Below are 13,117 nucleotides of genomic sequence, written 5' to 3'. Positions count from 1 at the left end.
CCGTGCTCGTGTTCCGGTCGCTTCTTTTCAACCTGGCGTTCTACGCCAACAACGTCGTCCAGATGATCTTCTGGACGCCGTTCTACTTCCTGGGCCCGCGCAGCTTCGCCTGGTGGATCGTGCGCTTCTGGTCGCGATCGCACCTTTGGCTGATGAAGGTGATCGCCGGCACGGACCATGTCGTGCGTGGTCGCGAGAAGCTGCCCGAGGGCGGCTACATTATCGCACCCAAACACCAGTCGGCCTGGGACACGATCGCCTTTCTGCCCTGGTGGCCCGACCCGATCTACATCCTCAAGCGCGAGCTGATGTGGATCCCGGTGTTCGGCTGGTACATCGCGCGCATGAAGATGATCGCCATCGACCGGGGCAATCGCGACCAGGCGATCAAGGCGATCAACGCCAGCGCGCAGAACGCGGTCGCCGACGGCCGGCAGATCATCATCTATCCGGAAGGCACGCGGCGACCGCCCGGCGCTGCGCCCGCCTACAAGAACGGCATCGGACATCTTTATGAAAAGCTCAACGTGCCGGTCGTGCCGGTTGCGCACGTGGCGGGCCTCTACTGGCCGCGTCGGAAGTTCCTGCGCCACCCGGGGCTGATCGAGGTGGAAGTGCTCGATCCGATCGAGCCGGGCCTGACCAAGGCCGCGTTCATGGCCGAACTGCAGCGGCGTACCGAGGCCGCCTGCGACCGGCTGCTGCTGCGCGCGGCGGACGGTCCGAACCCGCCGCCGCTGCCGCCCGAGGCGCAGGCGCGCGTGAAGGCGCTGCGCGCGGGCAAGGACGTTACGACAGACGCTGCGTGATCCGCGCCGCCACAGCCTCCAGCCACGCATCCTCGATCCCGAGCTCGTGCAGGTGTGCGACCGTATTGAGCACATAGTCCTCGTTCGGCCCGGCCTGTCCAACCGCGCCGCAGACGCGTTCGACGGCCGCGTCGACGCTGAGGCGTCCCGCATATTGCTCGTGGTGGCGGTCGACCACGTAGGTGACCGCCTCGGCGGCCTGGCCGTCAGACAGCACGATGCGGCTGCGCCGCTCCTTGTAGACGCGGGTGATCAGTTCGCGGGCACGCAGATAGGCCATCACCGCGTCCTCGTCCTCGCGCGCCACCCGAAACGCGACGCCGACACAGGCGCCGCCCCGGTCGAGACCCATCACGAGGCCCGGCCGTTCGCGCGTGCCGCGATGCTCGAACGAATGGATGCACAGGCTGCGGTGATAACCGGTCAGCCGGGCCCGGCGTCGTTCGACGAAGGAAAAGCCCGGCCGCCACATCAATGACGCATAGCCGAATATCCACAATTGGTTCATAAGCGCGGCGTCCGTCGAGCCCGTGTGCGAGGAGCCCAGCTAGCATGAGCGCGCCCGAGAAAAAACCGTCCTACAATGCCGGCCGGCGCATCCGCTGGCTGCTCGCGGCCGTGGTCGTCGTCGCAATCGCCTACACGGCCGGCTGGTTCTGGGCGGCGGGCCAGGTGGACGCGGCGGTCGATGCGTTCGAGGCGAACCGGTCCGACCGGATCGAGATCGCCTGTCCCGGTCAGCAGGTGCGCGGCTACCCGTTCCGCATCGGCGTGTTCTGCGACCGGCTGGAGCTGGCAACCGCGGACGGGCAGATCGACGTGTCGGGCGGGGCGGTCCGTTCCGCCGCACAGGTCTACGATCCCCGCACGATCATCGCCGAACTGGACGCGCCGGTCGTCGTGCGCGATGCCGCGACCGGACGCAGCTACACGCTGACATGGGTCAATGCGCGCACCAGCCTCGTTACCGCCCCGACCGACGCGCAAAGGGTCGGCATCGAGGCGGAACAGGCCGCGCTTTCGGCCGGCGAGCAGGGCCGGCTCGCGGCCGCCGATCGGTTCAGCCTGTTCGCGCGCATGCAGGGCACCGCGCTCGACATCGCGGCGCGGCCGCGCGGGCTTTCGCTCGATCCGTCGCTGACGGCCGGGCGCGCTCTGCCCGCGGTCGGCCTCGATATCGACGTTCGCCTCGATGACTGGCAGACGGACTGGGCGGGCGCGGTCCGGCAAGGGTCGGGAACGGCCAACCGGCTGGCGCTGCTTCTGACCGATGATCGCGGCATCATTGTCGACGGCCCGTTCTCGCTGTCGGCGGAGGGGCTGCTGAGCGGGGAATTCTCCGTGCGCGTCGTCGACGTGCCGGGTGTGCTCGCAGTGGCGCGCGAGACGTTTCCGGAACTCGCACCGCAGATCGAAGCGCTGGCCGCGTCGACACCGACGCAGGAAGGCGAGCCGGAGGACGAACTGACCATCTCGCTGACCGTGCGCGAGGGCCGCGTCTTCGCCGGGATCATTCCGGTCGGACGAATCCCGCCGCTTCGGCTTGGTGGCCCCTCAGCTCTTTGAGCCGTCGCCGCGCGCGGCCTGGCGGCCGAAATCGGGCATCTCGACGTCCTGGCCAGCCTCGATGATCGACTTGCGGATGGCGCGGGTGCGCGTGAACAGGTCGAAGAGCTTCTTGCCGTCCTCCCATCGGATGGCGCGCTGCATCGAGGCAAGATCCTCGGAAAAGCGCGACAGCATCTCCAGGATCGCCTCCTTGTTGTGCAGGCAGACGTCCCGCCACATGGTCGGGTCCGAAGCGGCGAGGCGCGTGAAGTCGCGGAAGCCGGACGCCGAGTACTTGATCACCTCGGATTCGGTGACGGTCTCGAGATCCGAGGCGGTGCCGACGATGTTGTAGCTGATGAGCTGCGGAAGATGGGAGACGACGGCCAGCACGCGGTCATGATGGTCGGGATCCATCTGGTCGATGTCCGAGCCGCAGGCCCGCCAGAAGGTCTTGAGCGTGTCGAGCGCCTCCGGATCGGTTTCAGGCAGCGGCGTCAGGATGCACCAGCGATTGGTGAACAGCGCGGCAAAGCCCGCATCGGGGCCGGAATATTCGGTGCCGGCAATCGGGTGGCCGGGGATGAAGTGCACGCCTTCGGGCATGTGCGGGAGCATCTGGTCGATGACCGAACGCTTGGTCGAGCCGACATCGGTGATGATGGCGCCGGGCTTGAGTGCGCCGGAGATCGCGGCGGCAACGGCCCCCGAGGCGCCGACAGGGACCGAGACGATGACCAGATCGGCGTCGCGCACGGCTTCGGCCGGATCGGTTGTGTAGCTGTCGCCAAGCCCCAGTTCCCTGGCCCGCCCGAGCGTCGCCTCGCTGCGCGTGGAGACGGCGACATGGCCGGCAAGGCCCTCGCGGCGGATGACGTGGGCGAGCGACGAGCCGATCAGGCCGATGCCGATCAGCGCGATGCGGCCGAACATGGGGGTCCGTCCGGTCATTGCCGCATGAAGGCGGCCAGCGCGTCGATCACGCCCTGATTGGCCTCGTCCGATCCGATCGTCATGCGCAGCGCATTGGGAAGGCCGTAGGGCACGACCTGGCGCAGCACGTAGCCGCGCTCGACCAGATATCGGTCGGCGGCGGCGGCCGATCTGGCCGCGTCACCGTCCGGGAAGTGGACAAGAACGAAATTGCCGACCGAGGGCGTCACCTTCAGGCCCATCGCCTCGAAGGCTTCGGTCAAACGCGGCAGCCATTTGTCGTTGTGGGCGATGGCCTTGTCGACATGCGCCCGGTCGCGGATCGCCGCGCTGCCGGCGGCGATTGCCGGCGCGTTGACGTTGAACGGTCCGCGCACGCGGTTGAGGGCATCGACGATTTCGGCCGGCCCGTAGAGCCAGCCGATCCGCAGGCCGGCAAGTCCGTGGATCTTCGAGAACGTGCGGGTCATGACGACATTGCGATTGGCCGAGACCAGTTCGATGCCCGAAGCATAGTCGTTGCGCCGGACATATTCGGCATAGGCCGCATCGAGGACCAGAAGGACGTGCGGCGGCAGGCCGGCATGGAGGCGGCGTACCTCTTCGTCGGACAGGTAGGTGCCCGTGGGATTGTTGGGATTGGCCAGGAAGACGATCCTCGTGCGCTCGGTGACCGCGGCAAGGATCGCATCGACGTCGGCCCGGTGATCGGTTTCGGGCGCGACGACCGGCGTGCCGCCGGCGGCGAGGATCTGGATCCTGTAGACCAGAAAGCCATGCTCGGTGAAGATGCCCTCATCGCCCGGTCCGACATAGGTCGAGGCCAGAAGGCCGAGCAGTTCGTCCGAGCCGTTCGAGCAGACGATGTTGTCCGGGTTCAGCCCGTGCACCTCGGCGATCGCCCGTCGCAGTTCGTGCGACGATCCATCCGGGTAGATTTCCAGCCGGTCGGCGGCCTCCCGATAGGCGTCGATCGCGGCGGGGCTGGCGCCGAGCGGTGTCTCGTTCGAGGACAGCTTGTGCAGCCGGACGCCGGGCGCGGCCTTGTCGCGGCCGGGCACGTAGGCGGCGATCTGCATCACGCCGGCATTGGGCTGGGGCGTCGTCGGTTCGGGCGTGGTCATCGCTTCGTGTCCGTGGAGGTGGCGGGCGCGAAATAGCCGCCCGCGGCGCGTATGTCGAGTAGGCCCGATGGCGCGCTGCCGCCGGAGGGGATGGCGATCAGGGTTCTGTCGTCGCCCCCGCCGGGGGCGATCACGTGCCCGCCGCGCCAGCCTTCGAGCGCGCCCGGCCGGTCGACGATGCCGGTGTAGAGGCGCAGGTCGAACGGAACCGGATCGGACAGGGGCGGAGCCAGCACGAAGGCATCGACGGTGGCGAAGGGAACCTCGGCGATCGGCAGCCGGGCCATGACCGACAGGCCCTTGCCCGCCTCGAGCCCGTTCCACCAAATGCCCGCGCCGTCGAGCGGAACAACAGCCAGCGCGTTCGCTTCACCGCCTGCGGCCGCCATCGCCGATGGCGCGTCCTCGTGCGCGACGATCTCGACCGTGAAGCCGAACTGGTAGCGGACCATGTCGCGCATCGTCCCGGGGGCGTCCCCTTTGGCCAGATGCACCCGGTAGGGCGCCTGCATGAAGGTGAAGGTCGAGATGATCTCCCGCCAGACATGGACGATCATCGAAAGCGGCACCGAACCGCGATGCCGCTCGGCGAGAACCTGCATCATCTGGGCTTCGCGTCCGGGCCGGAACGCGGCGCCCCTTGCCCGGTCGGCGCCCTTGATGCGGATCAGTTCGTCGATCACGCCGGCCCGCTGCATCAGAAGGCCATGCATCGATTCGTCGATCGCATCGATCTTGGCGCGCAGTTCGGTCAGGCGCTGCGGATTGGGAGGCGTGTCGGCCATGGCGGTCGTCGGTTTCCGTGTCGCGCCGTCTTGGGCACTTGGCCATGCTTAGGCACTTGGCCATGCTATTGCAAAGCCGCTATCCCTGCACATGGTCGCGACCCGCCACCGTGCCCTGCGGCGCGAGCGCCGGCACGAACACGCGGCGGGACTGGCGTTCGGCCACCGGCAGGCCCTGATAGAGCCGCTTTTGCGCCTCGACCACCAGCACGCCGCCGAACAGCGGCCACAGGCGCAGGCCCCATTCCTCGAGCCGCGTCGACAGGCGCAGCGACAGGAACCGCCGCGAGGGCGGAAAGAACAGCGCCTCGGTCTCGGCGGTCATGGTGAAGTTGGTCTCGCGCAGCAGCTTGACGAGCTGGCCCCGCGAGAAGGGCCGGCCGTTGCCGAACGGGGTCTGTTCGACGCGCGCCCAGACGCCGCGCCGGTTCGGGACGACCAGAACCAGCCTACCGTTCGGCGCGAGCACCCGCCACAGTTCCATCAGCGTCTCGCGCGGGTTTTCGGAGAACTCGAGGGCATGGACGAGAAGCAGCCGGTCGATCGAGGAATCGGCCAGCGGCAGTTCCTCGTCGAAGACCAGCGCGGTGCGCGAGGGTCCGGTACGCGGCCAGCGCGCGGCGCCCTGGGCGGCGGGCATGAAGCACAGCGTGCGCTCGGTGTCGGGCTCGAACCGGTCGAGCCAGGGCCGCGCGTGGCCAAGACCGACCAGACGCTCATTGGGCAGCGGCTTCCAGATGCGCGACAGGGCCAGTCCGATGGCACGGCGTGCCCGCTGGCCGAGCGCGGAATGATAGAAGGCGCGCAGTTCGACGATGTCGGTGTGCATGCTGGCGGCCGTCCCGTGTTGACGCGCCATCACAAAACCGGATTTGCTGGGCTCATGCAACGCGGATCGAAAGGCGGCGCCCATGATCGAGATCGAACAGTTTCCGTGCCGATCGGACAATTTCGGCGTGCTCGTGCACGACAACGACAGCGGCCGGACCGTGGCGATCGATGCGCCCGAGGCGGGCCCGGTCGAAGAGGCGCTTGGGCGGCGTGGCTGGTCGCTGACCGATATTCTGGTCACGCACAAGCATCCGGACCATGTCGAGGGGCTCGCGCCTCTCAAGAAGGCGCATGGCTGCACGATCGCAGGCCCCAAGGCCGAGGCGGACGCCATCGGCATGCTTGACGAGCATCTGGTCGAGGGGGCCGAATATGCCGCCGGCGCGATGGTGTTCAAGGTGATCGAGACGCCCGGTCACACGCTAGGGCAGATCAACTTCCATTGCCCTGCGGCCAAGGCGCTGTTTGCCGGCGACACGCTGTTCTCGCTCGGCTGCGGCAGGCTGTTCGAGGGCAGCGCGGCCGACATGTTCGCCTCGCTCGAAAAGCTCAAGCGGCTGCCGGGCGATACGCTGCTCTATTGCGGTCACGAGTACACGAAGGCGAATGCCGCCTTCGCGCTGACCGTCGACCCGGACAATCCGGCGCTGAAGGAGCGGGCGGCCGAGGTGGACGCCCTGCGCGCCGAGGACAGGGCGACGTTGCCTGTCACGCTTGCGAGCGAACTTGCCACGAACCCGTTCCTGCGCGCGGGCGATCCGGCGATCCGGGCGCGGCTTGGCATGGAGGACGCGGACGATGAGGCGGTCTTCGCCGAGCTCCGCGCCCGCAAGGACCGGGCCTGAGTTCAGATGAAGGCGAACAGGATCAGCGTCTGGGCGGCGACATAGAGCACCCAGATGGCGATGCCCGTGAGCGTTCGCCTCCCGTCGCCGGCAGGCAGGACGAAGCGTTCGGTCCCCAGAATGGCGTCGGAAACCATGAACAGCGCGGCGCCGCCGACGAGCAGCCATGAGCCGGTCGTCAGCGCGGCGAGGCCCATTGCAAGGATCGCGGCGACATAGGCCATGACGGGCCAGCGCAGCGCACCGGCGTGTCGGAACAGGATCGCGCCGACCGCCGCCGCGGCCAGCGTCATGACAAGGCCGATAGGCCAGGCAAGGGGTTGCGTGTCGGAAAGCCGCGTCTGCAGGAACAGCACAACATAGATGACGTGACCGGCCAGAAAGGCGATCAGGCCGGCGAGGAAGGCTGGATCAGGCCCGGAAGCGGTTTCTTCGTGTCCGGCCGGCCGTGCGAAGGCCAGCAGCAGGTCGCCGGCGGCGCTGTGAACGAGCGCGGCGACGAGCAGCACCGGCGCACCGGCGAGCATCGCGATCGCGGCGAACAGGGCGACGGGAACGGTCTTGACGATCGCCCGAGGCACCCGGTTTCGGCCGGCCGGCATGAAAAGATAGGCGACGGCGCAGACGAACGCGGCCGCCAAAAGGACGTGCGTCACGGCCGTGCTCCGTGCCGCATCCCACTGGTTCGCACCAAATGCCGATCCGCTGCCATGTCCGCCGTTTCGGCGCGGACCGTCAGTTTGTCAATTGCTCGAACCGCGTGGCGGTCACGTTGACCGTCGTGCCCTCGTAGACGATGCGTGCCTTGACCGGCGCGTAAAGGCCGGTCTGGCCCACAGGCGCGAAGCTGATCTCGATGCGCCCGTTGTCGCGCATGTTGTTGATTTCCCGCTTGGACCGGTTGAAGCCGGCGATCGGCACGAAACGCGCCGTGCAGGTGACCGCATCGCCCTTGAAGCCCGTGGCCGAGAACGGAATCGTGCGCAGATAGCTCAGCTTCAGATCGGCGCGCAGGGCTCCCGAAAAGGTGCGGATCGTCCGGCCGCAGACCTCGCCGCCGGACCGTGCCGGCACCAGCATCGCGCCGATCGGGTCGAGCACGCCCGAAAGTTCCGCGCCGGGCACGGCAATCCAGTCGTCCTTTCTGGTGACGGCGGGCATGTTTTCGGCCGATGCGACACGGCCGCCGGAAAAGGCGATGGTCGTCCGCTTGTCCTTGCCGTCATCGGTGTAACGGACATCGAAGCTTTGCGGCGCAACGGCGCCGTTTCCGATGCTGCCCGCAGCGGTGACCGCGCCCTTGGTGGTCGTGAAGAGACGGGCGAGGCCCCTCGCCTGCATGGTTCCGTTGATTGTGTAGCCATTGCCGGTGATCGTCGACTGGAAGCTCGTCGAGGCCAGACGCAATCCGAAGGCCGAGACCACGTAGTCGGAGCGATAGCTGTTGGCATTGGCTGATGGTGCAAGGCTGGAAGCGGCCACCATGGCCACCGATGCGGCAATGATCGTGCGTCGCATGTCCTGTCCCGGTGCTTTGCTGACTGTTGAGCCGGATAGTCGGCGATTGGGTCGTTTGTGTGGACCCGATGCCACCGGTCGGCTGAACGACACATGAACGAACGGCCATTGACGCGCTCGCCGGCAGACACTATAGAGCGGCGACTTTTCCGCAATGCGCCAGGTCCATTGCCGCGTCCGGGTTCCGGATTTGGGCATCAGGGCCTGTTTGTGCCGGCGGATCCAACCGATGAAGACGCTTGAAGGTGAACGCCATGTCGCGCGCATGTGAACTGACCAACAAGGCGGTCATGGCCGGCAACAATGTCAGCCATGCCAACAACCGCACCCGCCGCCGCTTCCTGCCCAATCTCTGCCATGTCACGCTGATGAGCGAGACGCTGGGCGAGACGTTCCGGTTCAAGGTTTCGGCAGCCGCCCTGCGCTCGGTCGAGCATCGCGGCGGGCTTGACGCCTATCTGGCCAAGGCCAAGGCGTCCGAACTGTCGCAGCGCGCGCGCCTTCTCAAGCGCCGCATCGCGCAGAAGCAGGCCGAGCAGGCCCAGGCCTGACGCGCCTCTCACCGCCGGTCCGACAAGGGGCCGGCCAGATCTGGCTGGTGGCATCACCCAGGATAAAAAAATGCGCTCCCTTTCGCTCATCCCTACGGCCGGTTTCGTCGCCGCGATGTGCGCGGTCGTCGCCGCGTCGAACTATCTCGTCCAGTTTCCGGTTCAGGCGTCCGTCGGCGGCTACGACCTCGCCGATCTTCTGACCTGGGGCGCCTTCACCTATCCGGTGGCGTTCCTCGTGACCGATCTGACCAACCGGCGGTTCGGCCCCGGCGCGGCGCGCATCGTCGTCCTTTCGGGCTTCGCGCTCGCCGTCATCTGGTCGATCTTTCTTGCCAGCCCGCGCATCGCGATCGCCTCGGGCACCGCGTTCCTGACCGCGCAACTGCTCGACGTGGCCATCTTCGACCGGCTGCGCGAACGCCGCTGGTGGCACGCGCCGCTGATCTCGTCGGTCATCGGTTCGGTGGTCGACACGATCCTGTTCTTCTCGATCGCGTTCGCGCCGGCCTTCGTCCTGTTCGGGTCCAACGATGCGTTCGCCATCGAGGCCGCGCCGCTGCTCGGCCTTTTCGCCGCCGAGGCCCCGCGCTGGGTCTCGTGGGCGCTCGGTGACCTGGGAGTGAAGCTGATCGTCGGCCTGGCGATGCTTGTGCCCTATGGACTGGTGCTGCGCGTCACCCGTCCGCAGCCGGCGGCGGGCTGACCGCCGGTCCGACCAGTCGGAACTCGATCAGCAGATTGCGCTGCAACAGCGCATGGTTGTCATCGGAGACGATGGTCAGGCGCGGCACGCCGTCCGGGTCCGTGGTGATCGCCAGCCCTTCCATGTTGTCGATCTGGTGGTCCATGTCGGCCTCGAGCAGCACCTCGCCGTCGACGGTCGCGTCACTCGTCACGGCGTCGTCATCGATGCGGCGCAGACGCATGGCAAGCCCGGTGTGAAGGGCAAAGCGACGCTCGAGCAGAACCAGATCCCCGCCCGGAAGGATGGCGAGATCGGTGACCCGGTACGCGCCGCGCCGCCTTACGGCGAACCGGAAGGCTGGCCCCGTTGCGGGTTGAACGAAGCCGATGATATCGGCCGATCCGTCGAGGCCGTTCTCACTGACACCGATCAGCGCGCCGGCAAGCGCGCTCCCCGGCGCGCCGATCGCAATTCCCTCGAAGCCGGAATTGTGACCGAGCCGGTCGGTCGGTACGGGCGGCGGCATCTCCTCGCGCCACTGCAGGCCATCATCGCCGCGCGCATAGCGGGCGATCCTGTGTTCCCGCTCGAATGAGACCAGGACGGTCTCGCCATCGACGGCGATCGCCTCGGCATCGGTCAGCCACTTGCCGGCGAACGGGACGCCGCCCGGACCTGTGATTTCGGTCATGGTCACACCGGTTAGCCCGATCGGTCGGTTCGCCTCGTCCCGCTGCAGCGTGGCAGTCAGCCAGAAGCCGGTGTCGGCGACGGCCGCGAGTCCGGTTTGGCCCTCGGTGAAGGCGAGCCCCGACAGCGCGCCGAAATGGTCCGACGTGGCATGCATCTCGAGACCGCCGGCGAAGACGAGAGCGCCGAAGCGCGTCTGGTCGGAACTGATGCGGAACCGGGCGATCGGCCGCGTGACGACGTCCATCCGATGGATCTTGGCGGACGCGGACGCGACCGGCGCGGCCGGAAGCGGGGGAACCACGATCAGTGCGGCGACGAATGCGAGCGCAAGAAAGGCCTTCCGCATTCAGCCCGCTCGCCGCCGGCGAAGGCCCGTGCCCCGGCCCTCGCGGCGGCGCGTTTCCTCCTCGAACAGGCCGGCGAGCTGCTCGGTCATGGCGCCGGCGAGCTCCTCGGCGTCGACGATGGTGACGGCGCGGCGATAGTAGCGCGTGACGTCGTGACCGATGCCGATGGCGAGCAGTTCGATGTTCGAACGCGTCTCGATCTCCTCGATGACCGCGCGCAGGTGCCGTTCGAGATAGTTGCCCGGATTGACCGAAAGGGTCGAATCATCGACCGGCGCGCCATCGGAGATCATCATCAGGATGCGGCGCTGTTCGGGCCGGGCGGCGAGCCGCCGATAGGCCCAGGTCAGCGCCTCGCCGTCGATGTTTTCCTTCAGGAGCCCCTCGCGCATCATCAGACCGAGATTGCGCCGCGACCGGCGCCAGGGCGCATCGGCGCTCTTGTAGATGATGTGGCGCAGATCGTTCAGCCGTCCGGGCTCGGCCGGCTTGCCCCGCTTGAGCCAGGCTTCGCGCGCCTGCCCGCCCTTCCACGCACGCGTGGTGAAGCCGAGGATCTCGACCTTGACGCCGCAGCGCTCGAGCGTGCGCGCCAGAATGTCGGCGCAGGTCGCGGCGACCGAGATCGGCCGGCCGCGCATCGAACCGGAGTTGTCGATCAGCAGCGTGACGACGGTGTCGCGGAAATTGGTGTCGCGCTCGCGCTTGAATGTGAGCGCGCCGAAGCTGCCCTTCATCTCCTCGACGACGACGCGCGGCAGCCGCGCCGGGTCGAGATAGCCCTCCTCGAGATCGAAATCCCAGGACCGGTTCTGCTGTGCCATCAGGCGGCGCTGCAGGCGGTTCGCCAGACGGCCGACGACCCCTTGCAGATTGGCAAGTTGCTTGTCGAGATAGGCCCGGAGCCGGTCCAGTTCGGCCTCGTCGCAGAGTTCCTCGGCGCCGATCGTCTCGTCGAATTCGGTCGTGAAGATGCGATAGTCGATGTCCGACAGGATGTCGTGAAACTGCGGATCGGGACGCTCGACCTCGCCGGGCTCCTCGGCGTCGAGATCGAAATCGTCGTCCATCTCGTCGGTGGTCGCGTCGGCCGCGTCCATCTCGCCGGTCTCGGTCTCCTCGCTCTCGGCCGGCGCTTGGTCCTCTTCGGCGCTTTCCTCGCCCGACTGCTGGTCGTCGAGGCCGCCTTCGTCCTGCTCTTCATCCTGCTCGGGCGGTTCCTGGTCCTCGCTGTCGTTCTCGTCGGTCTCGTCGGAGGCATCGCCCTCATAGTCCTCGGCCATCTCCATGGCGGCGAGCATGTGGCGAACGTTGCGGGCGAACGCGTCCTGGTCCTCGAGCGCGTTGGCAAGCTGGTCGATCTCGCTGCCCGCCTTCTCGTCGATCCACTCGCGCCAGAGATTGGCGACGGCACTGGCGGCCTCGGGCGTCGGCCGGCCGGTCAGCTTCTCGCGCACGATCAGCGCGACTGCCTCCTCGAGCGGGGCCTGGTCGCGTTCGGTGACTGCAGAGAGATTGTTGCGGGTGTAGCGATCCTCGAGCATGGCGGCGAGATTGTCGCCGACGCCGGCCATGCGGCGGGCGCCCAGCGACTCGCAACGGGCCTGTTCGACGGCGTCATAGATGGCGCGGGCCTGATCGCCCTCGGGCGCGATCGCGCGGTGGGTCGCCTGATCGTGGCAGGCCGAGCGCAGCGCGATCGAATCGCCCATGCCGCGCGTGATCATCACGTCGTTCTTGGTCACGCGTTTGGGCAGGTCGGACAGGCGCGCGTGCTTGCCTGCGAACGCCGGCCGGTCATTGGAGAAGACGACTTCGAGCTCTGGCTCGCCGGAAATGGCGCGCATGCAGCCGGTCACCGCGCGCTTGAGCGGCTCGGTGTCGACGGGTTTGGACGCCCGTTTGCGGATGTTGTCGCCGGGTTGGGGCATGGTGTCTATTCGGCGGCCTGCAGTGAAATCGGACCTGGTGGGGGCAGGGTATGGCCACCCTCGATTGTCGCGTCGGCCCATTCAAGGGCGGCCAGACGCACATCGTCGATGGCCTGCTGCTCGGTTTCCCCGTCGCCGACGCAGCCGGGCAAGGCCGGGATGCGCGCCATCCAGCCGCCGCCGTCGTCTTCGCCGAGCGGCTCGACGAGCACGGCATAGTCCACGGGATCGAAGACGACGCCGTCGGTTCTGATCAACTTGGATCGGTCAATCATGGCTCGTGTGTTCGTCCAGAATGATCACCAGTTCGCGAATGTACCGGGGCTTTATACGACGATGTGCGGGAACGACATAGAGCGTGCGCCCATCGGAACCACGAATCTTGAAATGGGACCCGCCACTCGGCGCCAGACATTCCGCCCCCGCCTCCCGACAGGCTCTCTCGACATCCCGTATCTGCCAGTCCGCCTTCGGATTGGCGCGCATGCGCTCGATGGTCTTGCCCACCGGCGCG

16 protein-coding genes are annotated in these 13,117 nt (G+C 67.5%); 5 read left to right on the top strand and 11 right to left on the bottom strand.

Annotated elements, in window-relative coordinates; translation table 11 throughout:
• Positions 1 to 2: 2 nt before the first annotated feature.
• Complete coding sequence (locus E0E05_RS00605) at positions 3 to 809, top strand: lysophospholipid acyltransferase family protein (RefSeq protein ID WP_131617830.1); 807 nt, start codon at positions 3 to 5, stop codon at positions 807 to 809.
• On the opposite strand, the gene E0E05_RS00600 is transcribed toward E0E05_RS00605, so the two are convergent.
• A complete protein-coding gene (locus E0E05_RS00600; protein ID WP_131614925.1) occupies positions 790 to 1,317 on the bottom strand; it encodes a gamma-glutamylcyclotransferase in 528 nt (175 codons plus the stop codon). The two genes, E0E05_RS00605 and E0E05_RS00600, sit on opposite strands and share 20 nt — an antisense overlap.
• Before the next feature lie 44 nt (positions 1,318 to 1,361).
• Here E0E05_RS00600 and E0E05_RS00595 point away from each other — a divergent pair, with 44 nt between their 5' ends.
• Positions 1,362 to 2,375 (top strand): DUF2125 domain-containing protein, encoded by a 1,014-nt coding sequence (locus tag E0E05_RS00595; protein WP_131614924.1) that lies wholly within the window; start codon positions 1,362 to 1,364, stop codon positions 2,373 to 2,375.
• Here the strand turns inward: E0E05_RS00595 and E0E05_RS00590 are convergent.
• From E0E05_RS00590 to E0E05_RS00575, 4 genes are all read right to left on the bottom strand, one after another.
• Entirely contained in the window at positions 2,364 to 3,290 is a 927-nt protein-coding gene (locus E0E05_RS00590) for a prephenate/arogenate dehydrogenase family protein (RefSeq protein ID WP_131614923.1), read from the bottom strand. The two genes, E0E05_RS00595 and E0E05_RS00590, sit on opposite strands and share 12 nt — an antisense overlap.
• A 14-nt stretch (positions 3,291 to 3,304) precedes the next feature.
• A complete protein-coding gene (gene hisC / locus E0E05_RS00585) occupies positions 3,305 to 4,414 on the bottom strand; it encodes a histidinol-phosphate transaminase (protein ID WP_131614922.1) in 1,110 nt (369 codons plus the stop codon).
• Positions 4,411 to 5,199 carry a chorismate mutase gene (locus tag E0E05_RS00580; protein ID WP_131614921.1) on the bottom strand — a complete coding sequence of 263 codons (789 nt, stop codon included), beginning with the start codon at positions 5,197 to 5,199 and terminating at the stop codon, positions 4,411 to 4,413. The genes hisC and E0E05_RS00580 overlap by 4 nt, the downstream gene beginning before the upstream one ends.
• A gap of 79 nt (positions 5,200 to 5,278) precedes the next feature.
• Positions 5,279 to 6,028: a class I SAM-dependent methyltransferase gene (locus E0E05_RS00575; RefSeq protein WP_131614920.1), complete on the bottom strand. Its 750-nt coding sequence runs from the start codon at positions 6,026 to 6,028 to the stop codon at positions 5,279 to 5,281.
• Between the two features lie 82 nt (positions 6,029 to 6,110).
• Here E0E05_RS00575 and gloB point away from each other — a divergent pair, with 82 nt between their 5' ends.
• Complete coding sequence (gloB, locus tag E0E05_RS00570) at positions 6,111 to 6,875, top strand: hydroxyacylglutathione hydrolase (protein WP_131614919.1); 765 nt, start codon at positions 6,111 to 6,113, stop codon at positions 6,873 to 6,875.
• 2 nt (positions 6,876 to 6,877) lie between these two features.
• On the opposite strand, the gene E0E05_RS00565 is transcribed toward gloB, so the two are convergent.
• A complete protein-coding gene (locus tag E0E05_RS00565; protein ID WP_131614918.1) occupies positions 6,878 to 7,531 on the bottom strand; it encodes a lysoplasmalogenase in 654 nt (217 codons plus the stop codon).
• A gap of 79 nt (positions 7,532 to 7,610) precedes the next feature.
• Positions 7,611 to 8,660, bottom strand: coding sequence for a DUF3108 domain-containing protein (locus E0E05_RS00560; RefSeq protein WP_131614917.1), 1,050 nt, complete (start codon positions 8,658 to 8,660; stop codon positions 7,611 to 7,613).
• On the opposite strand from E0E05_RS00560, the gene rpmB reads away from it, so the two are divergent.
• Together rpmB and E0E05_RS00550 are read left to right on the top strand one after the other, a co-directional pair.
• Complete coding sequence (rpmB, locus tag E0E05_RS00555) at positions 8,648 to 8,944, top strand: 50S ribosomal protein L28 (RefSeq protein WP_131614916.1); 297 nt, start codon at positions 8,648 to 8,650, stop codon at positions 8,942 to 8,944. The two genes, E0E05_RS00560 and rpmB, sit on opposite strands and share 13 nt — an antisense overlap.
• Before the next feature lie 70 nt (positions 8,945 to 9,014).
• Positions 9,015 to 9,650, top strand: a complete 636-nt coding sequence (locus tag E0E05_RS00550) for a queuosine precursor transporter (protein ID WP_131614915.1) — start codon at positions 9,015 to 9,017, stop codon at positions 9,648 to 9,650.
• On the opposite strand, the gene E0E05_RS00545 is transcribed toward E0E05_RS00550, so the two are convergent.
• From E0E05_RS00545 to E0E05_RS00530, 4 genes are read right to left on the bottom strand one after another with little or no spacing between them, the layout of a single operon-like run.
• Positions 9,622 to 10,671, bottom strand: coding sequence for an esterase-like activity of phytase family protein (locus tag E0E05_RS00545; protein ID WP_131614914.1), 1,050 nt, complete (start codon positions 10,669 to 10,671; stop codon positions 9,622 to 9,624). The genes E0E05_RS00550 and E0E05_RS00545 overlap by 29 nt on opposite strands.
• Positions 10,672 to 12,603 (bottom strand): cobaltochelatase subunit CobT, encoded by a 1,932-nt coding sequence (cobT, locus tag E0E05_RS00540; RefSeq protein ID WP_131614913.1) that lies wholly within the window; start codon positions 12,601 to 12,603, stop codon positions 10,672 to 10,674.
• Between the two features lie 5 nt (positions 12,604 to 12,608).
• Positions 12,609 to 12,878 (bottom strand): type II toxin-antitoxin system HicB family antitoxin, encoded by a 270-nt coding sequence (locus E0E05_RS00535; protein WP_131614912.1) that lies wholly within the window; start codon positions 12,876 to 12,878, stop codon positions 12,609 to 12,611.
• On the bottom strand, positions 12,871 to 13,110 hold the full coding sequence (locus E0E05_RS00530; RefSeq protein ID WP_131614911.1) for a type II toxin-antitoxin system HicA family toxin: 240 nt from the start codon (positions 13,108 to 13,110) through the stop codon (positions 12,871 to 12,873). Before E0E05_RS00530 ends, E0E05_RS00535 begins: the two co-directional genes overlap by 8 nt.
• Positions 13,111 to 13,117 lie beyond the last annotated feature (7 nt).

Source organism: Roseitalea porphyridii (assembly GCF_004331955.1).
Classification (GTDB): domain Bacteria; phylum Pseudomonadota; class Alphaproteobacteria; order Rhizobiales; family Rhizobiaceae; genus Roseitalea; species Roseitalea porphyridii.
Note: the sequence above shows the minus strand (reverse complement) of the source record. Positions and strands in the feature narration are given on the sequence as shown.

Excerpts from the sequence above, each read along its gene's own strand:
- E0E05_RS00575 (WP_131614920.1), bottom strand. The coding sequence starts at position 6,028 with ATGCACACCGACATCGTCGAACTGCGCGCCTTCTATCATTCCGCGCTC.
- cobT (WP_131614913.1), bottom strand. The coding sequence starts at position 12,603 with ATGCCCCAACCCGGCGACAACATCCGCAAACGGGCGTCCAAACCCGTC.
- E0E05_RS00580 (WP_131614921.1), bottom strand. The coding sequence starts at position 5,199 with ATGGCCGACACGCCTCCCAATCCGCAGCGCCTGACCGAACTGCGCGCC.
- gloB (WP_131614919.1), top strand. The coding sequence starts at position 6,111 with ATGATCGAGATCGAACAGTTTCCGTGCCGATCGGACAATTTCGGCGTG.
- E0E05_RS00600 (WP_131614925.1), bottom strand. The coding sequence starts at position 1,317 with ATGAACCAATTGTGGATATTCGGCTATGCGTCATTGATGTGGCGGCCG.
- hisC (WP_131614922.1), bottom strand. The coding sequence starts at position 4,414 with ATGACCACGCCCGAACCGACGACGCCCCAGCCCAATGCCGGCGTGATG.
- E0E05_RS00595 (WP_131614924.1), top strand. The coding sequence starts at position 1,362 with ATGAGCGCGCCCGAGAAAAAACCGTCCTACAATGCCGGCCGGCGCATC.
- rpmB (WP_131614916.1), top strand. The coding sequence starts at position 8,648 with ATGTCGCGCGCATGTGAACTGACCAACAAGGCGGTCATGGCCGGCAAC.
- E0E05_RS00590 (WP_131614923.1), bottom strand. The coding sequence starts at position 3,290 with ATGTTCGGCCGCATCGCGCTGATCGGCATCGGCCTGATCGGCTCGTCG.
- E0E05_RS00550 (WP_131614915.1), top strand. The coding sequence starts at position 9,015 with ATGCGCTCCCTTTCGCTCATCCCTACGGCCGGTTTCGTCGCCGCGATG.
- E0E05_RS00560 (WP_131614917.1), bottom strand. The coding sequence starts at position 8,660 with ATGCGCGCGACATGGCGTTCACCTTCAAGCGTCTTCATCGGTTGGATC.
- E0E05_RS00535 (WP_131614912.1), bottom strand. The coding sequence starts at position 12,878 with ATGATTGACCGATCCAAGTTGATCAGAACCGACGGCGTCGTCTTCGAT.
- E0E05_RS00545 (WP_131614914.1), bottom strand. The coding sequence starts at position 10,671 with ATGCGGAAGGCCTTTCTTGCGCTCGCATTCGTCGCCGCACTGATCGTG.